This window comes from Bacillus sp. JS, assembly GCF_000259365.1.
GTDB classification, from domain to species: Bacteria; Bacillota; Bacilli; order Bacillales; family Bacillaceae; genus Bacillus; species Bacillus stercoris.
The window spans coordinates 1,623,692-1,650,066 of the sequence record NC_017743.1; the positions used below are offsets into that span (position 1 = coordinate 1,623,692).

A 26,375-nucleotide genomic window follows, 5' to 3' on the forward strand; every position below is an offset into this window, starting at 1 on the left:
AAGCACATGGGATCTTTGAGAAGTAATTTCTTCATACTTCTGCTATGATAATACGTAAAAGCTAAATTGGGTGTGACATCATGAAAATTGCAATTATCGGCGGAGGCTCCGTCGGTCTTTTATGCGCCTATTATTTGTCACTTGATCACGACGTGACTGTTGTGACGAGGCGGCAGGAACAGGCTGCGGCCATTCAGTCTGAAGGAATCCGGCTTTATAAAGGCGGGGAGGAATTCAGCGCTGATTGCAATGCAGACACGCGTATCAATTCGGATTTCGATCTGCTTGTCGTGACAGTGAAGCAGCATCAGCTTCAGTCTGTTTTTCCGTCGCTTGAACGGATCGGAAAAACGAATATATTATTTTTGCAAAACGGCATGGGGCATATCCACAACCTAAAAGACTGGCATGTTGGCCACTCCATTTATGTTGGAATCGTTGAGCACGGAGCTGTAAGAAAATCGGATACAGCTGTTGATCATACAGGTCTAGGTGCGATAAAATGGAGCGCGTTCGATGGTGAACCAGATCGGCTGAACATCTTGTTTAAGCATAACCACTCGGATTTTCCGATTTGTTATGAGACAGATTGGTACCGTCTGCTAACGGGCAAGCTGATTGTAAATGCGTGTATTAATCCTTTAACTGCGTTATTGCAGGTGAAAAATGGAGACCTGCTGACAACGCCAGCTTATCTGGCTTTTATGAAGCTGGTATTTCAGGAGGCATGCCGCATTTTAAGGCTTGAAAACGAAGAAGAGGCTTGGGAGCGGGTTCAGGCCGTTTGCAGACTAACGAAAGAAAATCGCTCTTCAATGCTGGTTGATGTCATTGAAGGCCGGAAAACGGAAGCTGACGCCATCATCGGATACTTATTGAAGGAAGCAAGTCTTCACGGAATTGATGCCGTCCATCTAGCGTTTTTATACGGCAGCATCAAAGCATTGGAGCGAAATACAAACAAAGTCTTTTGAGCTTTTTCGGTAACATGCTATACTCATTTCGGATAACTAACTATTTATTGGAGAAAGGAAGTTCTAGAAGATGCAGCTAACTGAACTTTCCATCAAAAATCAGAATGTGTTTGTACAGCACTATATAGATGGCAAAGAAGAAATGTCTTCTTTTTTTGATTACAGCATTCATCATAAGGACATGTGGCGTGAAAGACTGCAAGACTTATCCTCCCGGTTTTTCGCAAGAGAGGAATTGGCGGCGTACTTATCCTCGTACCATAATAAATTCGGTTCAAGTGCGATGCAGTCCGCTATTGAGAAGCTGAAGGACCCGTCAAGTGCCGCTGTAGTCGGCGGACAGCAGGCAGGACTTTTAACAGGGCCGCTTTACACCATACATAAAATCATTTCAATCATTGTTTTAGCAAAGCAACAAGAAAAGGAACTGCAAGTGCCTGTCATACCGATCTTCTGGGTGGCCGGAGAAGACCACGATTTGGATGAGATTAATTTTGTTCATATTTCTGAAGAGAATGGTCCTGTGAAAAAAAAGCTGTCTCAGTCATATTGGAAGAAGTCATCAGCAGCGAGCACAACGCTTGACCAGGAAAAGTGTTCCGTGTGGATAGATGATGTGTTTGCCGCTTTTGAAGAAACAGACCACACGAATTCACTTCTTGACAATGTGAAACGATGTTTACGAGAATCTGTTACGTTTACTGACTTCTTTGAGCTGCTGATCGCGGATCTGTTCCAAGAGGAGGGCTTAGTTTTATTAAATTCTGGAGATCCTGGGATTAAAAAGCTGGAAACGGCCATGTTCCAAAAGATTCTTCGAGAAAATGATGAACTCGCCCGCGCTGTATCAGATCAGCAGGCCTTCATGCGCCAAGCAGGCTACAAACCGATTATCGAGTCCGGAAAAGAGCAAGCGAATCTGTTTTATGAATATGAAGAAGAACGTTTTTTAATTGAAAAAGATAACGGCCGATTTGTTGTCAAAGAGCTTGATCTAGGATGGACGATGGATGAACTTCATACGCATATGGAAGAACATCCGGAGCGCTTCAGCAACAATGTTGTAACGAGACCTTTAATGCAGGAATTTCTCATTCCGACTTTAGCATTTATTGCAGGGCCCGGTGAAATCAACTATTGGGGTGAACTCAAACAAGCTTTTGCGGTGATGGGCTTCAAAATGCCTCCTGTCATGCCAAGGCTGAACATTACGATACTTGAGCGGCATATTGAGAAAAAACTGGCTGAACGGAATATCTCGTTACAAGATGCGATTGAGCGCGGTACGGAGAATCAAAGAGAGACATACTTCGAGCGCCAGATTCCGGAAGAGTTTACGGCGGTGATGGATCAAGCGAGAAGCCAAATTGAAGCGATTCACAAAACGGTCCGGCAGGAGGCGTTAAAGGTCGATCAAAGCATGGAACCTTTACTCCTGAAAAATGCCGCTTTTATTCAGGATCAGCTTCAATTCTTAGAGCGCACGGTGACGAAGCGAATCGAGGAAAAAGAAGGCTACGTATTGAAGGATTATGAGAGAATTCAAAATAGCATTAAGCCGCTTCTTGCGCCGCAAGAACGGATTTGGAATATCATGTATTATTTGAACAGGTACGGTCCAAAATTCTTCATGACATTCAAGAATCTGCCATTTTCTTTTCGAAATCAACATCAAGTTGTCAAACTTTGAAATAAAGTTTTAAAGAACCCTGAATAGTTCAGGGTTTTTTTTTATGGGTAAACAGTGTAAAATGAAGTTGTGGAGCGAAGTGGTGAATAGTGGTGAGTTAAGGAGAGAAAGTGGGGCAAGAGATCATGTTTATGGGTGAATATCAGCATACCATCGATGCGAAAGGCCGTATGATCGTACCCGCTAAATTTAGAGAAGGCCTAGGTGAGCAATTTGTGCTGACCAGAGGGCTTGACCAATGTCTCTTCGGCTACCCTATGCACGAATGGAAACAAATTGAAGAAAAACTGAAAGCTCTTCCTCTCACAAAGAAAGATGCCCGCGCGTTTACCCGTTTCTTCTTTTCAGGGGCGACCGAATGCGAACTGGACAAGCAAGGCAGGGTAAATATTGCATCATCTCTATTGAATTACGCCAAACTGGAAAAAGAATGTGTTGTTATCGGGGTTTCTAATCGAATTGAATTGTGGAGTAAAGTAATTTGGGAACAATACACAGAAGAGCAAGAAGATTCATTTGCTGAAATTGCTGAAAACATGATTGGGTTTGATATATAATGATTCTTCGTGTATAACACTCTAAAAACAATTTCAATTCATCCTGATAAAAGGTGGGACCAACACAAAATGTTTCAACACAAGACAGTACTTCTTCGTGAAACCGTAGACGGACTCAATATTAAACCGGACGGTACATATGTAGACTGCACACTCGGCGGAGCTGGGCACAGTACATACTTATTGCAGCAGTTATCCGAGAAGGGGCGTTTAATCGCTTTTGACCAAGATGATATGGCATTACAGCATGCGAAAGAAGCGTTGTCCGATTATAAAGGGCAGCTTATTCTGATTAAAAGCAATTTCAGGTATTTAAAAGAATGTTTGAATGAACAAGGTATTACAGAAGTAGACGGTATTTTATTTGATTTAGGGGTGTCCTCTCCGCAGCTGGATACACCGGAGCGCGGATTCAGTTACCATCATGACGCACCGTTGGACATGAGGATGGACCAGTCGGCTACGCTTACGGCGAAAGAAGTCGTTAATGAGTGGCGCTATGAGGATCTCGTCCGTATTTTCTTTAAATACGGAGAAGAGAAGTTCAGTAAACAGATCGCCAGAAAAATTGAGGAGGCAAGAATGAAGTCTCCTATTCAAACTACGGGCCAACTGGTCGATCTAATAAAAGACGCGATTCCCGCTCCAGCGAGAAGGAGCGGGGGACATCCCGCTAAACGCGTGTTTCAGGCAATCAGAATTGCCGTAAACGATGAACTTAGGGTGTTTGAAGAAGCTTTGGAGCAGGCAATTGAGGTTCTGAAGCCAGGGGGCAGGGTATCAGTCATTACCTTCCACTCGCTAGAAGACAGAATTTGCAAAACCACTTTTAAAGAAAAGTCGTCGCTTCCGGAACTTCCTCCGGGTCTTCCTGTTATACCTGAAGAGTTTGAGCCGGAGCTGAAGCTCATCACACGAAAACCGATTACGGCATCACAAGAAGAGCTTGAAGAGAACAACAGGGCCCGTTCTGCCAAGCTTCGGATTGCTGAAAAAAGAAAATAACGAAACGCGAATGCAAAATTAAAAGGAGGTCATCAGCCTATGAGCAATTTAGCTTACCAACCAGAGAAACAGCAGCGGCATGCGATCAATCCTGAGAAAAAAGTGATTGTCAAAAAAAGGGCTTCCATTACTCTCGGAGAAAAAGTGCTTCTTGTCCTCTTTGCTGCGGCGGTGCTCAGCATATCGCTTTTGATCGTATCGAAGGCATATGCGGCATATCAAACCAATATTGAGGTGCAAAAGCTTGAGGAGCAAATTTCATCCGAAAATAAGCAAATTGGTGACCTCGAAAAAAGCGTTGCTGATTTAAGCAAACCGCAGCGTATTATGGACATTGCGAAAAAGAACGGCTTGAATTTAAAAGATAAAAAAGTGAAAAACATACAGGAATGATTCAAATGCCAAAAAAGAATAAATTTATGAATAGAGGAGCAGCGATTCTGAGTATTTGTTTCGCTCTCTTTTTCTTTGTCATCCTAGGGAGAATGGCATATATTCAAATAACCGGAAAAGCCGACGGCGAAGTGCTTGCGACAAAAGCGACAGAGCAGCATGAAAAGAAACGGACCATCGAGGCAAGCCGCGGCTCGATTTTAGACAGGAACGGAAAAGTGATTGCTGAGGACACGGCGACGTATAAGCTGATTGCGATTCTCGATAAAAAAATGACCACTGATGTCAAGCATCCTCAGCATGTCGTAGACAAAGAAAAAACGGCGGAAGCATTGTCTAAAGTGATAAACTTGGACAAGGCCGACATCCTTGATATCTTAAATAAAGATGCAAAACAAGTCGAGTTTGGCTCAGCGGGCCGGGATATTACGTATTCACAAAAGCAAAAAATCGAAAAAATGAAACTCCCGGGCATTTCATTTTTACGGGATACAAAACGGTACTATCCAAACGGTATATTTGCATCTAATCTAATCGGCTATGCCGAGGTTGATCAGGACACAAATGAAATTTCCGGCGCGATGGGATTAGAGAAGGTGCTGGATAAGTATTTGAAGGAGCGGGACGGATATGTGACATATGAAAGCGACAAATCCGGCTGGGAGCTCCCAAACAGCAAAAACAAAATTACCGCACCAAAAAATGGTGACAATGTATATTTAACCATTGACCAGAAAATTCAAACCTTTTTGGAAGACAGCATGACAAAAGTGGCGCAAAAGTATAATCCGAAAAAAATTATGGCCGCAGTCGTCGATCCGAAAACAGGCAAAGTCCTTGCCATGGGACAGCGGCCAAGCTTTGATCCGAACAAGCGCGATGTGACAAACTACTATAATGATTTGATTTCATATGCGTATGAACCCGGATCAACGATGAAGATATTTACACTTGCTGCTGCGATGCAGGAAAACGTGTTTAATGCGAACGAACAATATAAGTCAGGGACATTTGAAGTTGGCGGAGCACCTGTTAGGGATCACAATAACGGTGTAGGCTGGGGTCCGACAACCTATCATGACGGCGTTCTAAGGTCGTCGAATGTCGCTTTTGCGAAACTGGCGAAAGAAAAGCTGGGATATGACCGCCTCAATCAATATTTGCACAAGTTCAATTTTTACCAGAAAACAGGTATTGATTTGCCAGGAGAAGTCTCCAGCAAAATTAACTTTAAATATGAATTTGATAAGGCGTCAACTGCATATGGCCAAGCGTCTGCGGTCACACCAATTCAGCAGATTCAGGCCGCAACGGCAATTGCGAATGACGGTAAAATGATGAAGCCTTATGTGATTGACCATATCGTTGATCCCGATAAAGATAAAACTATTTATCAAAATAAGCCGGAATCAGCCGGAACTCCGATTTCTGCAAGCACTGCGAAAAAGGTGCGGGATATATTGGGAGAAGTCGTTACATCGAAAATCGGAACAGGGCAAGCCTATAAAATCGAAGGTTTTGATGTTGCCGGGAAAACAGGTACTGCGCAAATAGCCGGTAAAGGCGGATATTTAGACGGCACAGATAACTATATCTTTTCGTTTATGGGTATGGCGCCTAAAGATGATCCTGAGCTTTTAATTTATGTTGCTGTACAGCAGCCGCAGTTAAAAGCAGGACAAAGCAGTTCAGATCCAGTATCAGAAATCTTCAACCCAACAATGAAAAACAGCCTGCATTACCTAAACATAGAGCCAACTGAAAAATCTGACTCAGATAAGGAAGAAACAAAAGCGCAGACAATGCCTGATTTAACAGATCAAACGGTTACTGCTGCTCAAAAGAAAGCAAAAGAAGAGAATCTCACACCGATTGTCATCGGCAGTGATGTCGCTGTAAAAGAACAGTATCCGAAAGCGGATGAGGAAGTTCTCACCAATCAGAAGGTTTTCCTGAAAACGGGCGGCAAAATCAAAATGCCTGATATGACAGGGTGGTCTAGAAGAGAGGTTCTTCAGTACGGCGAGCTCGCGGGAATTCATATTGAAGTAAACGGCCAAGGCTACGCTGTCAGCCAAAGCGTTAAGAAAGACAAAGAAATAAAAGATAAAACCGTAATCAAGGTTCAGTTTAAAAATCCTGATTAAAAAGAAAGCTTGCGTTATGCAGGCTTTCTTTTTTTATGCCTTCAGAGGAGCCTCGTTCTACCTGTCCAATTTCAGGCATAAAATGAAACAAGCCTAAATAAGGAGTGAACGGTCTCTTGCGCGTCTCGAATGTAACGGTTAGAAAACGTTTATTATTTGTTTTGCTTTTTGGCGTGATCGTGTTTCTGATCATTGATACAAGGCTGGGGTATGTTCAGTTTGTGATGGGCGAAAAACTGACTTCGCTGGCGAAAGATTCCTGGAGCCGTAACTTGCCGTTTGAGCCGGAGAGAGGCGAGATTCTGGACCGGAACGGCGTGAAACTCGCAACAAACAAAAGTGCGCCGACCGTATTCGTCGTGCCGCGCCAAGTACAGAATCCGATGAAAACGAGCAAGCAGCTTGCGGCGGTGCTCAACATGTCAGAAGAAAAAGTATATAAACATGTGACAAAAAAAGCGTCAATCGAAAAGATCACTCCTGAGGGGAGAAAAATCTCAAATGAGAAGGCGAAGGAAATCAAAGCGCTTGATTTAAAAGGTGTGTATGTTGCGGAGGACAGTATCCGTCATTACCCGTTCGGCAGCTTTTTATCACATGTGCTTGGATTTGCAGGAATTGACAACCAAGGGCTCCTTGGACTGGAAGCCTATTACGACGATGATCTAAAAGGGGAAAAAGGTTCTGTGAAGTTTTATACAGATGCCAAGGGAAAGAAGATGCCTGATGAAGCGGACGACTATACGCCGCCTAAGGATGGGCTTGATATGAAGCTGACAGTTGATTCAAAGGTTCAGACGATACTGGAAAGAGAGCTTGATAACGCTGAGGCCAAATATCATCCGGACGGCATGATTGCCGTAGCCATGAATCCGAAAAACGGAGAAATCTTGGGGATGTCTAGCAGGCCTGACTTTGACCCTGCTGATTACCAATCAGTCGATCCGTCCGTCTACAATCGAAATCTGCCAGTATGGAGCACGTATGAACCGGGATCTACCTTTAAAATCATTACGCTTGCAGCAGCCCTTGAAGAGCAAAAAGTTAATTTAAAACGGGATCAATTTTATGATAAGGGGCATGCGGAAGTGGACGGAGCGAGACTGCGGTGCTGGAAAAGAGGCGGGCACGGGCTGCAGACGTATTTAGAAGTTGTACAGAACTCCTGCAACCCGGGGTTTGTTGAATTGGGCGAGCGCTTAGGAAAAGAAAAGCTTTTCAAATATATCAAAGACTTTGGTTTTGGACAAAAAACGGGGATTGATCTTCAAGGCGAGGGAACAGGCATCTTGTTCCCGCTTGACAGAGTGGGTCCGGTGGAGCAAGCAACAACGGCTTTCGGACAGGGAGTATCCGTCACGCCGATTCAGCAGGTTGCAGCCGTATCTGCCGCTGTAAACGGAGGGACGCTCTACACACCTTATATTGCAAAGGAATGGATCGATCCTGTTACGAAGAAAACGGTCAAAAAACAATCACCAATCGCAAAGAAACAAGTCATTTCTGAAGAAACATCCAAACAAATCCGCTATGCTCTAGAAAGCGTTGTCGCAGAAGGCACCGGCCGCAATGCATTTGTGGAAGGATATCGTGTCGGAGGAAAAACGGGAACGGCACAAAAGGTTAAAGATGGAAAATACCTCGAAAACAACCATATTGTATCATTTATCGGTTTCGCGCCCGCCGATGATCCGAGTCTGGTTGTCTACGTTGCGGTGGATAACCCGAAAGGCACGATTCAGTTTGGCGGAACGGTTGCAGCGCCTATTGTCGGGAATATTATGAGAGACAGCCTGCCGGAGCTTGGTGTGAAGCCCCGGAAAAATCAAATCGAGAAAAAATACCAATGGAACGACACAAAAACAATAGAGGTTCCGAATGTTGTAGGGATGTCTGTCTCAGATCTTGAGTCACTATTGGTGAATCTCAATGTAGATGCTTCCGGGAAAGGAAGCAAAATCGTTAAACAATCGCCAGCTGCCGGAACGAAAGTAAAAGAGGGTTCGAAGATACGCGTGTATTTGACTGAAGAAGATGAAAAGGAGGCAGCCGATTGATTCGGGCTGCCTATTCTTTTATTGCAGAAAAAATGCTGATATCTTTCAAGATTAGCTGGATGTATCCTTTTATTTACGCTAAAATATGAACTGTATGCTTAAAATCATTACCACATCCTTTGATGTGACTTCAATGATAAAAAGAACGAATTAGAATGTTGAGAGGTTTGATACGATGAAACTTACAAAGCTGCTTACATACTTAACAACCGAACCTTCTGTAAACGACTCACAAGACCCTGAAATAACTTCAATTGAGATGGACTCCAGAGAAGTAAAGAAAGGGAGTCTTTTTGTATGTGTAAAAGGGTATACGGTGGATGGCCACGATTTTGCGCAAAAAGCAGTAGAAAACGGCGCAGCGGCTATTGTGGCAGAACGAGAGGTCGATGTGGATGTTCCTGTTATTATTGTCCGGCAGTCACTTCGCGCGCTCAGCGTTTTGTCTGATGCGTTTTACGGACAGCCGACGAAGAAGCTTCAGCTGATTGGGATAACGGGGACAAACGGCAAAACATCAACGACCCATATGGTCGATGAGATCTTAAAAAAAGCGGGAAAACGCACAGGCTTGATCGGTACAATGTACATGAAAATCGGAGACGAAACACTTCCAGTGAAAAACACGACTCCGGAAAGCGTCACGCTGCAGAAAACGTTTAAGAAAATGAATGACAAGCACGTCGACACTGCTATCATGGAGGTTTCTTCCCACGCCTTGTCTTTAGGACGCGTCCATGGCTGTGATTATGATATTGCCGTGTTTACGAATTTAACACAGGACCATCTGGACTATCATAAAACGATGGATGAGTACCGGCATGCAAAAAGCCTGCTCTTTTCCCAACTTGGCGGGGCTTTCAACCATGAACATCCAAAGCGTGCCGTACTGAATGCTGACGATGAGGCGAGCGCTTATTTTGAAAAGGTAACAGCAGCGCATATCTCTACATACGGAATTAAAAACAATGCTGACGTGATGGCGAAGAACATCAATATCACTGCACAGGGCACAAGCTTTGATCTCGTGACAAACAAAGGCACGAAGCACATCACGATGTCTCTCGTCGGACAATTTAATGTGTATAACGTGCTGGCCGCTGTTGCGACATGTATTGCAGCAGGCATACCATTTGAAATCATCACTGAGGCTGTTGAAGAATTGCGTGGTGTAAGAGGACGTTTTGAATTGGTCAATCAGCAGCAGGAGTTTCCTGTCATTGTAGATTACGCGCACACACCTGACAGCCTTGAAAATGTGCTGGAGACATGCAGAGACATGACGGAAGGAAAGCTATTTGTCGTTGTCGGCTGCGGAGGAGACAGAGATAAGACGAAACGCCCGAAAATGGCTAAAATTGCTGTGGAGCTGGCTGACGAGCCAATTTTTACTTCAGATAACCCGAGAAGCGAAGACCCTCGCGCGATTTTAAGAGATATGGAAGCCGGAGTAGAGAACGCATACTATCACAGTATTGCAAACCGCGAACAGGCGATCTTTTTCGCGATTGCCAATGCCAAAAAAGGCGACGTTGTCCTCATTGCAGGAAAAGGACATGAAACCTATCAGCAGATCGGAAATGAAACCTTCGATTTTGATGATGCTGAAGTAGCGGCGAGAGCCATTGTTGAACTCAATAAGAATAAGACGAATTCATAGGAAAGAGATGTTATTGAATAATGGAGCTTGAAAAGATTTTTCATATGGAAAAAAATCATGAATATGATAACTACGTATGTCGTTTGAAAGAAACAGGAGGAGAAAAGGACAATGCTTGAGCAAGTCATTCTGTTTACAATTTTAATGGGTTTTTTAATTAGTGTTCTGCTCTCTCCGATTCTTATTCCGTTTTTAAGAAGATTAAAATTCGGCCAGAGTATTAGAGAAGAAGGACCGAAATCACATCAGAAAAAATCAGGGACACCGACAATGGGCGGGGTCATGATTATACTTTCTATCATAGTGACAACTATTGTGATGACACAGAAGTTTTCAGAAATAAGCCCCGAAATGGTGCTGCTTCTGTTTGTTACGCTCGGCTATGGATTGCTTGGCTTTTTAGATGATTACATCAAGGTTGTCATGAAGCGCAACCTTGGATTGACATCAAAGCAAAAGCTGATCGGCCAAATTATTATTGCAGTTGTATTTTATGCGGTGTACCATTACTACAATTTTGCGACAGATATTCGCGTTCCTGGAACTGACTTATCATTTGATCTAGGCTGGGCTTACTTTATTCTGGTGCTCTTTATGCTTGTCGGCGGATCAAATGCAGTTAACCTGACTGACGGCCTTGACGGCTTATTATCCGGTACTGCGGCGATTGCCTTTGGCGCCTTTGCCATTCTGGCATGGAATCAGTCTCAATATGACGTAGCGATTTTCTCAGTGGCCGTTGTCGGCGCAGTTCTGGGCTTCCTTGTATTTAATGCTCATCCGGCCAAAGTGTTTATGGGAGATACGGGATCGCTTGCATTGGGAGGAGCCATCGTTACCATTGCCATTTTAACGAAATTAGAGATCCTGCTGGTTATCATTGGCGGTGTATTCGTTATTGAGACATTATCTGTTATTCTGCAGGTCATCAGCTTTAAAACGACAGGTAAACGAATTTTCAAAATGAGTCCGCTTCATCACCATTACGAGCTTGTCGGCTGGTCTGAATGGAGAGTAGTCGTGACGTTTTGGGCTGCGGGACTGTTGCTTGCCGTTTTAGGAATTTACATCGAGGTGTGGTTATAAGTGGAAAATGATCAATTTTTACAGAATCAGCATTTTTTAATCCTTGGGCTTGCGAAAAGCGGGTATGCGGCGGCCTCCATTCTTCATGAAAAAGGCAGTTATGTTGCAGTCAATGACCAAAAGCCTTTTGAAGAAAACGAACCGGCACAAAAGCTCTCTGAAAAAGGAATCGAAGTGGTTTGCGGAGAGCATCCAGTTTCTCTGTTCGATCAGCATCAAATCACAATTCTGATCAAAAACCCGGGAATTCCTTATGAAAACATTATGGTTCAGGAAGCGGAGAAAAGAGGCATTCCGGTCTGGACGGAAATTGAGCTCGCTTACTACCTGACAAACGCCAAGTTTATCGGAATTACCGGATCGAACGGTAAAACAACCACGACAACGCTGATTTACGAAATGCTCAAAGCTGACTCGCAAAAAGCACTGATTGCCGGAAACATCGGCACAGTCGCAAGTGAGGTTGCCTATCATGCTGATGGGGACGAATGGATCGTTACTGAACTGTCTTCGTTCCAGCTGATGGGAACACACGCTTTCAGACCGGAAATCAGCCTGATTTTAAATGTATTTGACGCCCATTTGGATTATCACCATACACGGGAAAACTATGAAAAAGCGAAACAGAAAGTGTATCTTCATCAGACTGCCTCAGATAAAGCCATTATCAACCAAGATGATGACACGGTTGTGCGTCTTGCTGAAGCTGGAAAAGCTGAAATGATCCCATTTTCAGTCAGCAAAACGCTTGAACAGGGCGCTTATGTAAAAGACAGTATGATTATGTTTAACGGCGAAGCCATTCTTCCTCTGGAAGAGGTTGTCCTGCCCGGAGCTCATAACCTGGAGAACATTTTAGCAGCGATTGCAGTTGTGAAAACGGCAGGTGCGTCCAATGAGGCGGTTAAAAAAGTGCTGACAAGCTTTACTGGCGTGAAGCACCGCCTCCAATATGTGACGACAGTGAATGGCCGCAAATTTTATAACGACAGTAAAGCAACAAACATTTTGGCGACAAGCAAGGCGCTATCAGCTTTCGATAAGCCGGTCATTCTGCTTGCGGGCGGACTGGATCGCGGAAATGGTTTTGATGACTTGAAACCTTATATGAAGCATGTCAAAGCCGTGCTTACATTTGGCCAGACGGCGCCAAAACTTGAGAAACTCGGCAATGAGCTGGGAATACAACATGTCAAACGTGTCGATAATGTTGAACAAGCAGTATCTGCGGCGTTTGCGATCTCAAATGAAGGAGATGTCATCCTGCTGTCACCCGCGTGTGCGAGCTGGGATCAATTCAAAACATTTGAAGAACGCGGTGACATGTTTATAGATGCCGTGCATATGCTTAAGTAAGGGCTTGTCTTGAAGTAATCGGCAGCCCTAATGACTTTAAGCTTGGGGTGTCGATTGCTTTGACTACTAAAAAAACATCGCCTGATTTGTTATTGGTCATCATTACGTTATTATTATTAACAATCGGATTAATTATGGTGTACAGTGCGAGTGCGGTATGGGCGGATTATAAATTTGATGACTCATTCTTTTTCGCGAAACGGCAGCTTTTGTTTGCGGGAATCGGCGTCATAGCTATGTTTTTTATCATGAATGTCGATTATTGGACTTGGAGGACATGGTCCAAATTGCTGATGGTTATCTGCTTTTTCCTTCTGGTGCTTGTTTTGATACCGGGCGTCGGAATGGTGCGGAACGGTTCAAGAAGCTGGATCGGAGTCGGAGCATTCAGCATACAGCCTTCAGAGTTTATGAAGCTTGCGATGATTGCATTCCTTGCTAAATTTCTCTCTGAAAAACAAAAAAACATCACATCGTTCAGACGGGGGTTCATTCCTGCACTTGGCATCGTGTTTTCAGCATTTTTGATTATTATGTGCCAGCCTGACCTCGGAACGGGGACAGTAATGGTCGGAACTTGTATTGTCATGATTTTTGTAGCCGGCGCGCGGATCGCCCATTTCGTTTTTCTCGGGCTGATCGGCCTCAGCGGATTTGTCGGGCTCGTCCTGTCGGCTCCATATCGGATTAAGCGGATTACCTCATACTTAAATCCATGGGAAGATCCGCTCGGAAGCGGATTTCAGATCATTCAATCGCTTTATGCAGTGGGGCCGGGCGGATTGTTCGGAATGGGGCTCGGACAAAGCAGACAGAAGTTCTTTTATCTGCCTGAGCCGCAAACAGACTTTATTTTCGCCATCTTGTCAGAGGAGCTGGGCTTTATCGGGGGAACACTTATTTTGCTCCTCTTCAGCGTGCTGCTTTGGAGAGGAATCAGAATTGCGCTTGGTGCGCCTGATCTGTACGGAAGCTTTGTCGCAGTCGGTATTATTTCAATGATTGCCATTCAAGTCATGATCAATATCGGCGTAGTCACAGGCCTGATTCCGGTAACAGGCATCACGCTCCCGTTTCTGAGCTACGGAGGCTCTTCATTGACTCTGATGCTGATGGCAGTCGGGGTGCTGCTGAATGTAAGCCGCTACTCGAGGTATTAACGAATGTTTTGCCTAGCGCCCTGTCTAACAGGAAGCTAGGAAACAATTGATGCGATAACCCTGTCCAACAAAACAGGGTTATCGTTATGTTATAGAGAAACTTAGACAGGGGGAATAGATATGCGAATTGCAATAAGCGGAGGCGGTACAGGGGGACATATTTATCCCGCGCTTGCTTTTATTAAAGAAGTGCAAAGACGTCATCCTAATGTAGAATTTTTATATATCGGAACAGAAAACGGGCTGGAGAAAAAAATTGTTGAGCGGGAGAATATACCGTTTCGATCAATTGAAATTACAGGATTTAAAAGAAAGCTGTCATTTGAAAACGTCAAGACTGTGATGCGTTTTCTAAAGGGCGTCAAAAAGAGCAAATCGTATTTAGCGGAATTTAAGCCCGATGCTGTGATTGGAACGGGCGGTTATGTATGCGGGCCGGTGGTCTATGCCGCTGCGAAAATGGGAATTCCGACTATTGTCCATGAGCAAAACAGCCTGCCGGGCATCACAAATAAGTTTCTTTCAAAATATGTTAATAAGGTAGCGATTTGTTTTGAAGAAGCAAAATCACATTTTCCTAACGAGAAAGTTGTATTTACGGGAAACCCGAGAGCTTCTGAAGTCGTCTCAATAAAGACGGGCCGATCAATGGCTGAATTTGGGCTTTCTGAAGAGAAAAAAACCGTTTTAATCTTTGGCGGAAGCAGGGGCGCAGCACCGATTAACCGCGCTGTCATTGAGATGCAGGATGAGTTGAAAACAAGAGACTACCAAGTGCTGTATATCACCGGTGAAGTTCACTATGAAAAAGTAATGAATGAGCTGAAAAGCAAGGGTGCAGCTGATAATATGGTCACAAAGCCGTTTCTTCATCAAATGCCGGAGTATTTAAAGGCCATTGATGTCATTGTGGCCAGAGCCGGTGCGACTACGATTGCCGAAATTACTGCTCTTGGAATTCCAAGTGTTCTGATCCCGAGTCCATACGTGACAGCGAACCACCAGGAGGTCAATGCGAGATCTCTCGGCCAGCATGATGCGGCGATTGTACTGAAAGAAACAGAGCTCAGCGGGGAGAAGCTGATTGAAGCGCTAGACCGGATTGTACTGAATGAGCAAACGTTAAAGGAAATGAGCGAACGAACAAAGTCACTCGGTGTTCCTGACGCGGCTGCCCGTCTATACAGCGTACTCGAGGAATTGAAAAAATAATAGAAAAGCAAATGGAATGCGGAGGTTTACGATGGAGAAAGTGATACAGGAATTAAAAGAACGCGAAGTCGGCAAGGTTCTTGCAAATGAACCGCTCGCGAATCATACAACAATGAAAATCGGCGGACCTGCGGATGTATTGGTCATTCCAAGCAGTGTAGATGCTGTTAAAGACATCATGGACGTGATTAAAAAATATGATGTGAAGTGGACAGTCATCGGACGCGGATCAAATCTTCTTGTTTTAGACGAAGGAATAAGAGGCGTAGTGATTAAGCTGGGTGCGGGTCTTGATCACTTGGAGCTTGAAGGGGAACAAGTAACCGTCGGAGGCGGTTATTCAGTGGTCCGCCTTGCTACATCATTGAGCAAAAAAGGCCTGTCCGGTTTGGAATTTGCTGCCGGTATTCCAGGATCAGTCGGCGGCGCGGTTTATATGAATGCCGGCGCTCACGGTTCTGATATGAGCGAGATCCTCGTCAAAGCGCACATATTATTTGAAGACGGTACGATTGAGTGGCTGACAAATGAACAGATGGATTTCAGCTACAGGACATCTGTATTGCAAAAGAAACGCCCGGGCGTTTGCCTTGAAGCTGTTTTGAAGCTGGAGCAGAAAGATAAGGAATCAATCGTTCAGCAAATGCAAAGCAATAAAGACTATAGAAAAAATACACAGCCGTATTCAAGCCCATGTGCGGGAAGCATCTTTAGAAATCCGCTTCCGAATCATGCCGGGAACCTTGTTGAAAAAGCAGGCTTGAAAGGATATCAAATCGGCGGTGCAAAGATATCGGAGATGCACGGAAACTTTATCGTCAATGCGGGGGGAGCATCAGCAAAAGATGTACTTGATCTTATTGACCATGTGAAAAAGACAATCCGTGAAAAATACGAGATTGATATGCACACAGAGGTTGAAATCATCGGCGGAAATCGCTGATTCAAGTTCTGACTGAAGCTGTTCATATGATATACTGTAAGCAAACGACAAACGGCATCATAGTATGCCGTTTGTTTTGGAATAGACAGACTTTTAACAGCTGTTTCATTTGAATGAGGTGAACAGGCAATGAACCCGGGTCAAGACCGAGAAAAAATCGTTAACATTGAAGAGCGTATCCCTAAAATTAAAGAGCAGAGGAAACAGAAGGCAAACCGCCGTCTCATTTCATTTATTATGCTCTTTTTTATTATGGTGCTGGTCATTGTGTACCTGCAAACGCCAATCAGTAAAGTATCAACAATCTCTGTTACTGGGAATGAAAATGTATCTAAAAAGGAAATTATCGACCTTTCCGATATTAACAGCGGAGATACTGAGTTCTGGAGTTTGGACAAGCAAAAAACAGAAAAGAAGATTCAGCAAAATAAATTAGTGAAAAAAGCGGAGATCAGCAAATCGCTTCCTAATAAAATCAACATTGCAATCGAAGAATATAAAGCCATTGCTTATTTAGAAAAAGACGATGTGTACTATGAAGTGCTTGAAAACGGCTCAGTTCTGCCAAATGAAGTAACACCGGATGATGCCGGGCCGATTTTGGTGAATTGGACAAACGCGAAGAAACGCTCTCAAATGGCCAAGCAGCTTGATGAGCTGTCAAATTCGCTAAAACAGTCGATTTCAGAAATTTATTATACGCCTGTAAAAATGGATGAAAACCGTATTAAGTTGTACATGAACGACGGTTATGTTGTCACCGCGTCTATTAAAACCTTTGCAGACCGAATGAAGACGTATCCTTCTATCATTTCACAGCTTAGCAGCAATAAAAAAGGAATTATTCATTTAGAAGTTGCCACCTATTTTGAAGAGTTCGGAAAAAACGATAAAGCTGCCAAAAAGGAAGATGAAAATTGAGGGGCAAATCAGCAGTCCTTCTTTCCTTGATTATGCTTATTGCAGGCTTTTTGATTTCATTTTCTTTTCAAATGACAAAAGAAAACAACAAAAGCGCGGCTGAGACGGAAGAGTGGAAAAAAGAATATGCACTGAGAGATGAACTTCTGAAACAAGAGAAAGAAAATAGGAAGCTTGAAAAAGAATTATATCAAAAGCAAAACAAAGTCCGCCAGGCGGAAAATAAGCTGAAGAAAGAGAAGACGGAATACTATAACGTCCTCGAAGATACAGAAAAATACAGGATGTATATTGGGGAAGTCGGTGTGCAGGGAGAGGGCGTTGAGGTGACATTGGAAGATGCGTCATACATACCGGAAGGGGAGAATGTGAACAGTTATATCGTTCACGAAAGCCATATCTTCCAAGTGGTAAACGAACTGTATATCTCGGGAGCAGCTGCCGTCGCCGTAAATGGACAGCGGTTGACGCATGATTCTTATATCAAGTGCAATGGTCCTGTTGTAACGGTAGACGGGGTGCAGCATCCCGCTCCGTTTACGATATCTGCTATTGGAGATCCGGATGTCCTGCTGCCTTCGTTAAATATCGCAGGAGGCCTGATCGATCAGCTGTCACTGGATCATATTTCTGTTTCGGCAGAAAAAGAGAAAAACGTACAAATGAAACCGATTCTGAAAACGAAGGAATGACTGAAAAAGCGGGTGAAACAGATTGAAAATAAAGCGTTCCTTCATAAGCATCAGTGTGCTTATGGTCATCTTCGGCCTGATGATTTCTGTTCAGTTTAATTCATTAAAACACCCTCAAGTCCGGGATACAAGAGATATGTGGGACATTAGGGAAGAGCTGACATCAGAGCAGAAGAAGCAGGAAAAGCTGCTGGCTGAAATAAACAAATATGATAAACTGCTGAATAGCTATTCGCAAACGAAAGAAATGACAAAAGAAACCGCGCTCAATAATACCTTGCAAACCTTAAAAAAAACAGCCGGCATGACCGATATAACAGGTAGCGGAATTGTCATCACTATTTCCCCGCTTTTTTCTGAAAGCTTAACAGGAGAGGCGATCGAAAATCCGCCTCCGGATTTGCTGAAAAAGCTGATGAATGAACTCAACTTCTTCGGTGCAGAGCATATCTCAATTAACGAGCGAAGAGTTGTGAATCATACAGTCATCAGAGATATCAACGGCACAACAAAAATAGACGGGTACGCTCTTGACGATTATCCTTTAACAGTAAAAGTGCTTGCCAAAGATCCGGACATGTTGTACAGCAGAGTGAAGGGGTCAGGCCTTGAGGATCTTTTTGCATCTGAAAATTTAGCATTAAAAGCCGGTAAATCTGAAAGCAAACTAACATTAAAAGCATATGACAGACCATTGGACGTACAACAGCTGAAACTGCTTAAAGACTGAAAAGGAGGAGAATTGTCATGTGGCTGCCCGTGTTGGGACTGGTGCTCGGAATAGCGATTGGACTGATGACAAACTTAACGATACCGAGTGAATACTCAAACTATTTATCGCTTGCGGTGCTTGCCGCACTTGATACATTAATCGGCGGAATCAGGGCGCATTTACAAGGTACATATGATGAAATGGTATTTGTTTCCGGTTTCTTTTTTAATATTATATTGGCAATAAGTTTAGCTTTTCTGGGAGTCCATCTTGGTGTAGACTTGTATTTAGCAGGTATATTCGCTTTTGGAGTCAGATTATTTCAGAATATAGCCGTTATCAGAAGAAATCTACTAACAAAGTGGACTCTTTCTAAAAAAAATAAAAAAAATGTGATATAAAAGAGGATATACATAGGATATAACGAATATTTTCAATAAACATAAAATGTGAATAGCACATAAAAATATTCTGTTGTTATTTTTTGTTACACACTTGTAAAGCCACATTCATTGTATTGTTGTTCCGCAAATAATAGAATAGAAATGATCGAAATGTGAGGAGGTGCCATAGAATGAACAACAATGAACTTTACGTCAGTCTTGACATCGGTACGTCCAATACAAAAGTGATCGTCGGAGAAATGACAGATGATTCCCTTAATATTATCGGTGTGGGAAATGTACCGTCTGAAGGGTTGAAAAAAGGCTCAATCGTTGATATAGATGAGACCGTTCATTCTATAAGAAAAGCGTTTGACCAAGCTGAAAGAATGGTAGGTTTTCCGCTTAGAAAAGCTATTGTCGGCGTTAATGGAAATTATATCAATATTCAAGATACAAACGGCGTTGTAGCAGTTTCCAGTGAAAATAAAGAAATTCAGGTTGAAGATGTACGCCGTGTCATGGAGGCGGCACAGGTTGTTTCAGTACCGCACGAACAGCTGATTGTCGACGTCATTCCTAAACAGTTTATCGTAGATGGAAGAGATGAAATCACCGACCCGAAAAAAATGTTGGGTGTGCGTTTAGAAGTAGAGGGCACCTTGATCACCGGTTCAAAAACAATCTTACATAATTTACTCCGCTGTGTTGAAAGAGCTGGTATTGAAATAACTGATATTTGTCTTCAGCCGCTGGCAGCCGGTTCTGCTGCATTATCAAAGGACGAGAAAAACCTTGGTGTGGCTCTCATTGATATAGGGGGAGGGTCAACAACCATTGCCGTATTCCAGAACGGACATCTCACTTCTACCCGTGTCATTCCTCTCGGAGGCGAAAATATCACCAAAGATATCTCCATCGGATTGAGAACGTCAACAGAAGAAGCAGAACGCGTGAAAAAACAATTTGGACATGCCTACTATGACGAAGCCTCGGAGGATGAAGTATTTGAGGTAACCGTTATAGGCACCAATCAAAAACAAACATTTACACAGCAAGAAGCAGCGAATATCATTGAAGCGAGAGTAGAAGAAATTCTTGAAATTGTTTCAGAAGAGCTTCGCAGTATGGGAATTACCGATCTGCCGGGAGGCTTCGTGCTGACAGGAGGACAAGCGGCAATGCCGGGTGTCATGTCTTTGGCACAGGATGTGCTGCAAAATAACGTCAGGGTGGCAAGCCCGAATTATATCGGTGTAAGAGATCCTCAATACATGACGGGAGTGGGCCTGATCCAATTCGCCTGCCGGAATGCAAGAATCCAAGGCAGAAAAATAGGCTTTAAGATGCCTGAAGAAGCGATACAGGAAATCGCAGTCTCATCATCTGAGGAACAAGAGCAGCATCATCATCAAAATGAGGTGCAGCAGCGGCCAAAAGGAAAACAAAAAACACAAGCCGAACATAATAAACAGAGCAAAATGAAAAAACTATTAAGCATGTTTTGGGAATAGATAGATAGTCATTCGGCAGATTAGGAGGATTTAGCATGTTGGAGTTCGAAACAAACATAGACGGCTTAGCATCAATTAAAGTAATCGGAGTAGGAGGCGGCGGTAACAACGCCGTTAACCGAATGATTGAAAATGAAGTGCAAGGAGTAGAGTACATCGCGGTAAATACGGACGCTCAAGCTCTTAACCTGTCAAAAGCAGAAGTGAAAATGCAAATCGGCGCAAAGCTGACTAGAGGATTGGGAGCAGGTGCGAATCCGGAAGTCGGAAAAAAAGCCGCTGAAGAAAGCAAAGAGCAGATTGAAGAAGCGTTAAAAGGAGCTGACATGGTATTCGTGACAGCTGGTATGGGCGGCGGAACAGGAACAGGTGCCGCACCGGTTATCGCACAAATCGCGAAAGACTTAGGCGCATTAACAGTCGGAGTTGTAACAAGACCGTTTACCTTCGAAGGACGCAAAAGACAGCTTCAGGCTGCAGGCGGAATCTCGGCAATGAAAGAAGCGGTGGATACACTGATTGTGATCCCGAACGACCGTATCCTTGAAATTGTTGATAAGAACACACCGATGCTTGAAGCATTCCGTGAAGCGGATAACGTACTCCGCCAAGGGGTCCAAGGTATTTCTGACTTGATTGCTACACCTGGTCTTATCAACCTTGACTTTGCTGATGTGAAAACGATCATGTCAAACAAAGGATCTGCTTTGATGGGTATCGGTATTGCTACCGGGGAAAACCGTGCGGCAGAGGCAGCGAAAAAAGCCATTTCCAGCCCGCTTCTTGAAGCGGCCATTGACGGTGCGCAAGGCGTTCTCATGAACATCACTGGGGGAACAAACCTCAGCCTATATGAAGTTCAGGAAGCAGCAGACATTGTCGCTTCGGCGTCTGATCAAGACGTAAACATGATTTTCGGTTCTGTTATTAATGAAAATCTAAAAGATGAGATTGTGGTGACAGTGATTGCAACGGGCTTTATTGAACAAGAAAAGGACGTGACGAAGCCTCAGCGCCCAGGCTTAAATCAAAGCATTAAAACACACAATCAAAGTGTTCCAAAGCGTGAGCCAAAACGTGAGGAGCCTCAGCAGCAGAACACAGTAAGCCGTCATACTTCACAGCCGGCTGATGATACGCTTGACATCCCGACATTCTTAAGAAACCGTAATAAACGCGGCTAATGTAAAGGACAAAATCGTTTTCGATTTTGTCCTTTTTGTTTTTCTCATCAAACTTTCTTCTTATATAGCCTTTTTCCCTATTACCTCCTTCGTTTAGTAATGAAATAGATGAATAGACCCATTTATTTTCGTGACAATTTTATCGTTTTCATATATATGGAAATTAACTGACATGAAACGACAATATCTGTAATTTAGATTGTCTACAGTTAACATACAGCGATGTTCTGACAAACCATTCATTTTTAAAAGGAGGGACGACATATTTTTTACAAAGCATGTTGAAAAAGGGGGATGAAAATGAGGAAAAAAACGAAAAACAGACTCATCAGCTCTGTTTTAAGTACGGTTGTCATTAGTTCACTGCTGTTTCCGGGAGCAGCCGGGGCAAGCAGCAAAGTCACCTCAGCTTCTGTTAAAAAGGAGCTTCAATCTGCGGAATCCATTCAAAACAAGATCTCGAGTTCATTAAAGAAAAGCTTTAAAAAGAAAGACAAAACGACCTTTCTGATTAAATTTAAAGATCAGGCCGACACAGAAAAAGCGGCAAAAGCGGCTGTTAAAAAAGCGAAATCGAAGAAGCTGTCTGCCGCTAAAACGGAATATCAAAAGCGTTCTGCCGTTGTGTCATCTTTAAAAGTCACAGCCGATGAATCCCAGCAAGACGTCCTAACATACTTGAACACCCAGAAAGATAAAGGAAATGCAGACCAGATTCATTCTTATTATGTGGTGAATGGGATTGCTGTTCATGCCTCAAAAGAGGTTATGGAAAAAGTGGCGCAGTTTCCTGAAGTGGAAAAAGTGCTTCCTAATGAGAAACGGCAGCTTTTTAAGTCATCCTCCCCATTTAATATGAAAAAAGCGCAAAAAGCAGTTAAAGCAACTGACGGTGTGGAATGGAATGTCGACCAAATCGATGCTCCAAAAGCATGGGCGCTTGGATACGATGGAACTGGTACAGTTGTTGCCTCTATTGATACCGGTGTGGAATGGAACCATCCGGCATTAAAAGAGAAATATCGCGGATATAACCCTGAAAATCCCGATGAGCCTGAAAATGAAATGAACTGGTATGATGCTGTAGGAGGCGGGGCAAGCCCTTATGATGATTTGGCTCACGGAACCCATGTGACAGGTACGATGGTGGGATCTGAACCTGATGGAACAAATCAAATTGGTGTAGCGCCTGGCGCAAAATGGATCGCTGTTAAAGCGTTCTCGGAAGATGGCGGCACTGATGCTGACATTTTGGATGCTGGTGAATGGGTTTTAGCACCAAAGGACGCAGAGGGCAACCCTCACCCGGAAATGGCTCCTGATGTTGTCAATAACTCATGGGGCGGAGGCTCAGGACTTGATGAATGGTATAGAGACATGGTCAATGCCTGGCGTGCGGCCGATATTTTCCCTGAGTTTTCTGCGGGGAATACAGACCTCTTTATTCCTGGCGGGCCTGGATCTATCGCAAACCCTGCAAACTATCCGGAATCGTTTGCAACTGGAGCGACTGATATCAATAAAAAGCTCGCTGACTTTTCTCTTCAAGGGCCATCTCCATATGATGAAATAAAGCCGGAAATATCTGCACCGGGCGTAAATATTCGTTCATCCGTTCCCGGTCAGACATATGAGGACGGATGGGACGGCACATCAATGGCAGGGCCGCATGTATCGGCTGTTGCTGCACTGTTGAAACAGGCGGATGCCTCACTTTCTGTCGATGAGATGGAGGATATATTAACCAGCACGGCTGAACCGCTGACAGATTCAACATTCCCTGATTCTCCGAATAACGGATATGGCCATGGTTTGGTGAACGCTTTTGATGCTGTATCCGCTGTCACAGATGGGTTAGGCAAAGCAGAAGGCCAAGTCTCTGTAGAGGGGGATGATCAAGAGCCTCCTGTCTTCCAGCATGAGAAAGTGACAGAAGCGTATGAAGGTGGCAGCCTGCCGCTGACTATAACAGCTGAAGACAATGTGAGTGTGACATCTGTAAAACTGTCCTACAAGCTTGATCAAGGTGAATGGACAGAAGTAACGGCTAAACGAATCAGTGGTGATCATCTAAAAGGAACGTATCAGGCAGAGATTCCAGACATCAAAGGAACTAAGCTAAGCTATAAGTGGATCATTCAGGATTTTGGCGGACATATGGTTTCGTCTGATATATATGATATAACAGTGAAACCAAGTATTACGGTGGGATATAAGCAGGATTTTGAAACTGCAGCCGGCGGCTGGCTTGCAAGCGGAACAAATAATAACTGGGAATGGGGCGTTCCGTCAACTGGCCCAAATACAGCAGCATCCGGAGAAAAAGTATATGGAACAAATCTGGCGGGGAATTATGCCAACTCGGCAAACATGAACCTTGTTATGCCTCCTGTTAAAGTGCCTGATTCAGGAAATCTGTTTCTTCAATTTAAAAGCTGGCACAATTTAGAGGATGACTTTGATTACGGCTACGTTTTTGTTCTGCCTGAGGGAGAAAAGAATTGGGAGCAGGCCGGTGTTTATAATGGAAAGACATCAAGCTGGACGGATGAAGAAATTGATTTATCGGCTTATAAAGGCCAAAACATTCAAGTGATGTTTAACCTACAATCAGATGAAAGTATTAACAAAGAGGGCTGGTACATTGATGATGTAGCGCTTTCTGACAAATCAGCCGGAAAAACAGCCAAAAAGAATAAGCTGGGCGTCGAAAAGCCGTCTGGAAAACAAAAGAAAAAGGTAGTAAATCCGAAAAAAGCAAAGCCATCTCAAAATACAGCTTTAAAAACCGAGAGTAAAGCTATACAGCCTCAAGTTTTGCCGCTCAGGGCACAAGTCAGTGTAGCAGAAACAGGAAAATCAACATATTCCGATCAATCCACAGGGCGGTACACGCTGACGCACAAAGCGGGAGACTATACGCTTATCGCAGAAGCATACGGTTATCAATCGAAAACACAAAAAGTGTCTTTGCAGGCGGACCAGACGACACAAGCTAATTTTACGTTAGAAGAAATGAAGAAGGGCACATTAAAAGGTACGGTTATCAATAAAACGACAAAAGAGCCGGTAAAAGGCGCTTCCATTTATGTTGTAGAGGATGCTGCGGTTGAACCGGCTACGACGAACGACAAAGGTGAATATACGCTCGAGGCCTATGAAGGCGCTTATACGATTAAAGTCGCTGCACCGGGTTATTACAGCGATGAATTTTCCGTTGAGTTAAAAGGTAATGTTACAAAAGAAACTGCATTGAAGCCTTTCGTTGGTTATCCAGGTGAAATTGCATATGATGACGGGACAGCCGAGAATGCCAATTCTTATTTTGCTGCCGGGAACGGATGGGCGGTAAAAATGACGCTGGCTGACGGCAAGGACAAAGGCATGCTTACAGGAGGGCTGTTTAGATTTTGGGATACAGAGTTCCCAGATCCAGGCGGTACAGAGTTTAAGGTTGAGGTATACGATGCTACAGGAAAAGACGGAGCACCGGGCAAGAAAATTGCCGGGCCATTTAACGCTGAAGCTCTTCGCAATGGCGAGTGGACTAAGGTAGATCTCAGTTCAAAAGGGATTATGGTCGATAAAGACTTTTATCTCGTATATATCCAGTCGAAACCTGACCCGTATTCACCTGGACTGGCAATGGATGAAACCGGCAAGAATTCCGGCCGCAACTGGCAGTATATAGGTGGAAAATGGGAGCCGGGTGACGAAGCAGACGGCAACTATATGATTCGCGCATTAGTTGATTACGAAGCTGCTGTGCCTGAGATTACTTCACCGACAGACAAGTCATACACAAATAAGGAGAACGTCACTGTAAAAGGAAAAGCTTCACCTGGTACAACGGTACACATTTATAATGAAGAGAAAGAAGCAGGAGAAACAAAAACTGCTGCGGACGGCACGTTCCAGACAGGCATCACACTCAGCAAGGGCGAAAATAAGCTGACAGCAACTGCATCAACAGATAACGGAGCAACGGATGCCTCCAGCCCAATCACGGTCACGCTTGATCAAGAAAAGCCTGAATTAACACTGGACAATCCAAAGGATGGCGAGAAAACAAATAAAGAAACGCTGACTGTCAAAGGGGCTGTATCCGATGACAATCTGAAAGACGTCAAGGTGAATGGCAAAAAAGCAACAGTAGCTGATGGTTCATACTCAGCCCGTATTCTTTTGGATAATGGAAGAAATGAAATCAAGGTGATTGCTACAGACCTTGCAGGCAACAAAACGACGAAAAAGACAGTCATTGATGTCAACTTTGACAAGCCTGTCATTTCTGGCTTGATTCCGGGAGAGGATAAAAACTTAAAAGCCGGTGAATCTGTGAAAATCGCTTTCTCAAGCGCTGAGGATTTGGATGCAACGTTTATCATTCGTATGCCGCTGACAAATGCAAGAGCGAGTGTGCAAAACGCCACCGAGCTCCCGTTAAGAGAAATTTCTCCGGGGAGATATGAAGGCTATTGGACAGCCACTTCTTCTATTAAAGCAACCGGAGCAAAAGTAGAAGTGATCGTACGAGATGATTATGGAAATGAAACGAGAAAAACTGCGAATGGAAAACTTAATATCAACACAGAAAATTAAGTAGAAAAAAGCTGCCGTCACTGGCAGCTTTTTTTATATCCTCTCATTACACTTCCTCGACAAATTAAGCAGATTTCCCTGAAAAATTGTATTTTCCTCTCAACATTAATTGACAGACTTTCCCACA

20 protein-coding genes are annotated in these 26,375 nt (G+C 43.7%); all 20 read left to right on the top strand.

Annotation, left to right across the window (positions count from 1 at the left end; all coding sequences use genetic code 11):
- Window positions 1-80: 80 nt before the first annotated feature.
- The 20 genes from MY9_RS08325 to MY9_RS08435 all read left to right on the top strand — a co-directional run bounded on the left by MY9_RS08325 (window position 81) and on the right by MY9_RS08435 (window position 26,248).
- Complete coding sequence (locus tag MY9_RS08325) at window positions 81-974, top strand: 2-dehydropantoate 2-reductase (protein ID WP_014663878.1); 894 nt, start codon at window positions 81-83, stop codon at window positions 972-974.
- Window positions 975-1,044: 70 nt separating this feature from the next.
- Window positions 1,045-2,664 carry a bacillithiol biosynthesis cysteine-adding enzyme BshC gene (bshC, locus tag MY9_RS08330; RefSeq protein ID WP_014663879.1) on the top strand — a complete coding sequence of 540 codons (1,620 nt, stop codon included), beginning with the start codon at window positions 1,045-1,047 and terminating at the stop codon, window positions 2,662-2,664.
- A gap of 125 nt (window positions 2,665-2,789) precedes the next feature.
- Complete coding sequence (gene mraZ / locus MY9_RS08335) at window positions 2,790-3,221, top strand: division/cell wall cluster transcriptional repressor MraZ (RefSeq protein WP_003221402.1); 432 nt, start codon at window positions 2,790-2,792, stop codon at window positions 3,219-3,221.
- Between the two features lie 69 nt (window positions 3,222-3,290).
- On the top strand, window positions 3,291-4,226 hold the full coding sequence (gene rsmH / locus MY9_RS08340) for a 16S rRNA (cytosine(1402)-N(4))-methyltransferase RsmH (protein WP_014663880.1): 936 nt from the start codon (window positions 3,291-3,293) through the stop codon (window positions 4,224-4,226).
- Between the two features lie 39 nt (window positions 4,227-4,265).
- The gene (gene ftsL, locus MY9_RS08345; RefSeq protein WP_014663881.1) at window positions 4,266-4,619 is read left to right on the top strand and encodes a cell division protein FtsL; all 354 of its coding nucleotides are present in this window, start codon (window positions 4,266-4,268) and stop codon (window positions 4,617-4,619) included.
- Window positions 4,620-4,624: 5 nt separating this feature from the next.
- A complete protein-coding gene (pbpB, locus tag MY9_RS08350; RefSeq protein WP_041521326.1) occupies window positions 4,625-6,766 on the top strand; it encodes a penicillin-binding protein 2B in 2,142 nt (713 codons plus the stop codon).
- Window positions 6,767-6,882: 116 nt separating this feature from the next.
- Window positions 6,883-8,823: a stage V sporulation protein D gene (locus MY9_RS08360; protein WP_014663883.1), complete on the top strand. Its 1,941-nt coding sequence runs from the start codon at window positions 6,883-6,885 to the stop codon at window positions 8,821-8,823.
- A 175-nt stretch (window positions 8,824-8,998) separates the two neighbouring features.
- The gene (locus MY9_RS08370) at window positions 8,999-10,483 is read left to right on the top strand and encodes a UDP-N-acetylmuramoyl-L-alanyl-D-glutamate--2,6-diaminopimelate ligase (RefSeq protein ID WP_014663884.1); all 1,485 of its coding nucleotides are present in this window, start codon (window positions 8,999-9,001) and stop codon (window positions 10,481-10,483) included.
- Window positions 10,484-10,594: 111 nt separating this feature from the next.
- Complete coding sequence (gene mraY / locus MY9_RS08380; protein WP_003238695.1) at window positions 10,595-11,569, top strand: phospho-N-acetylmuramoyl-pentapeptide-transferase; 975 nt, start codon at window positions 10,595-10,597, stop codon at window positions 11,567-11,569.
- Window positions 11,570-12,925 (top strand): UDP-N-acetylmuramoyl-L-alanine--D-glutamate ligase, encoded by a 1,356-nt coding sequence (murD, locus tag MY9_RS08385; protein WP_014663886.1) that lies wholly within the window; start codon window positions 11,570-11,572, stop codon window positions 12,923-12,925. It begins immediately after the preceding gene.
- Window positions 12,926-12,984: 59 nt separating this feature from the next.
- On the top strand, window positions 12,985-14,085 hold the full coding sequence (gene spoVE, locus MY9_RS08390; protein ID WP_014663887.1) for a stage V sporulation protein E: 1,101 nt from the start codon (window positions 12,985-12,987) through the stop codon (window positions 14,083-14,085).
- A gap of 120 nt (window positions 14,086-14,205) precedes the next feature.
- Window positions 14,206-15,297, top strand: a complete 1,092-nt coding sequence (murG, locus tag MY9_RS08395; RefSeq protein WP_014663888.1) for an undecaprenyldiphospho-muramoylpentapeptide beta-N-acetylglucosaminyltransferase — start codon at window positions 14,206-14,208, stop codon at window positions 15,295-15,297.
- A 31-nt stretch (window positions 15,298-15,328) separates the two neighbouring features.
- Window positions 15,329-16,240: a UDP-N-acetylmuramate dehydrogenase gene (gene murB, locus MY9_RS08400; protein WP_014663889.1), complete on the top strand. Its 912-nt coding sequence runs from the start codon at window positions 15,329-15,331 to the stop codon at window positions 16,238-16,240.
- 129 nt (window positions 16,241-16,369) lie between these two features.
- Window positions 16,370-17,161, top strand: a complete 792-nt coding sequence (gene divIB, locus MY9_RS08405) for a cell division protein DivIB (RefSeq protein WP_014663890.1) — start codon at window positions 16,370-16,372, stop codon at window positions 17,159-17,161.
- The gene (locus MY9_RS08410) at window positions 17,158-17,853 is read left to right on the top strand and encodes a DUF881 domain-containing protein (protein WP_014663891.1); all 696 of its coding nucleotides are present in this window, start codon (window positions 17,158-17,160) and stop codon (window positions 17,851-17,853) included. Before divIB ends, MY9_RS08410 begins: the two co-directional genes overlap by 4 nt.
- A 22-nt stretch (window positions 17,854-17,875) precedes the next feature.
- A complete protein-coding gene (locus MY9_RS08415; RefSeq protein WP_041521328.1) occupies window positions 17,876-18,583 on the top strand; it encodes a DUF881 domain-containing protein in 708 nt (235 codons plus the stop codon).
- 17 nt (window positions 18,584-18,600) lie between these two features.
- A complete protein-coding gene (locus tag MY9_RS08420; RefSeq protein ID WP_003238683.1) occupies window positions 18,601-18,966 on the top strand; it encodes a small basic family protein in 366 nt (121 codons plus the stop codon).
- Between the two features lie 173 nt (window positions 18,967-19,139).
- Complete coding sequence (gene ftsA, locus MY9_RS08425) at window positions 19,140-20,462, top strand: cell division protein FtsA (protein ID WP_003238682.1); 1,323 nt, start codon at window positions 19,140-19,142, stop codon at window positions 20,460-20,462.
- Window positions 20,463-20,497: 35 nt separating this feature from the next.
- Window positions 20,498-21,646 carry a cell division protein FtsZ gene (gene ftsZ / locus MY9_RS08430; protein WP_014663893.1) on the top strand — a complete coding sequence of 383 codons (1,149 nt, stop codon included), beginning with the start codon at window positions 20,498-20,500 and terminating at the stop codon, window positions 21,644-21,646.
- Between the two features lie 300 nt (window positions 21,647-21,946).
- Window positions 21,947-26,248: a bacillopeptidase F gene (locus MY9_RS08435; protein ID WP_014663894.1), complete on the top strand. Its 4,302-nt coding sequence runs from the start codon at window positions 21,947-21,949 to the stop codon at window positions 26,246-26,248.
- Window positions 26,249-26,375: the final 127 nt, after the last annotated feature.

Coding starts and splice junctions, on each gene's coding strand:
- MY9_RS08370 (WP_014663884.1), top strand. CDS start 8,999: ATGAAACTTACAAAGCTGCTTACATACTTAACAACCGAACCTTCTGTA.
- mraY (WP_003238695.1), top strand. CDS start 10,595: ATGCTTGAGCAAGTCATTCTGTTTACAATTTTAATGGGTTTTTTAATT.
- MY9_RS08435 (WP_014663894.1), top strand. CDS start 21,947: ATGAGGAAAAAAACGAAAAACAGACTCATCAGCTCTGTTTTAAGTACG.
- murB (WP_014663889.1), top strand. CDS start 15,329: ATGGAGAAAGTGATACAGGAATTAAAAGAACGCGAAGTCGGCAAGGTT.
- mraZ (WP_003221402.1), top strand. CDS start 2,790: ATGTTTATGGGTGAATATCAGCATACCATCGATGCGAAAGGCCGTATG.
- divIB (WP_014663890.1), top strand. CDS start 16,370: ATGAACCCGGGTCAAGACCGAGAAAAAATCGTTAACATTGAAGAGCGT.
- murG (WP_014663888.1), top strand. CDS start 14,206: ATGCGAATTGCAATAAGCGGAGGCGGTACAGGGGGACATATTTATCCC.
- rsmH (WP_014663880.1), top strand. CDS start 3,291: ATGTTTCAACACAAGACAGTACTTCTTCGTGAAACCGTAGACGGACTC.
- ftsA (WP_003238682.1), top strand. CDS start 19,140: ATGAACAACAATGAACTTTACGTCAGTCTTGACATCGGTACGTCCAAT.
- bshC (WP_014663879.1), top strand. CDS start 1,045: ATGCAGCTAACTGAACTTTCCATCAAAAATCAGAATGTGTTTGTACAG.
- ftsZ (WP_014663893.1), top strand. CDS start 20,498: ATGTTGGAGTTCGAAACAAACATAGACGGCTTAGCATCAATTAAAGTA.
- MY9_RS08420 (WP_003238683.1), top strand. CDS start 18,601: ATGTGGCTGCCCGTGTTGGGACTGGTGCTCGGAATAGCGATTGGACTG.
- ftsL (WP_014663881.1), top strand. CDS start 4,266: ATGAGCAATTTAGCTTACCAACCAGAGAAACAGCAGCGGCATGCGATC.
- MY9_RS08325 (WP_014663878.1), top strand. CDS start 81: ATGAAAATTGCAATTATCGGCGGAGGCTCCGTCGGTCTTTTATGCGCC.
- pbpB (WP_041521326.1), top strand. CDS start 4,625: ATGCCAAAAAAGAATAAATTTATGAATAGAGGAGCAGCGATTCTGAGT.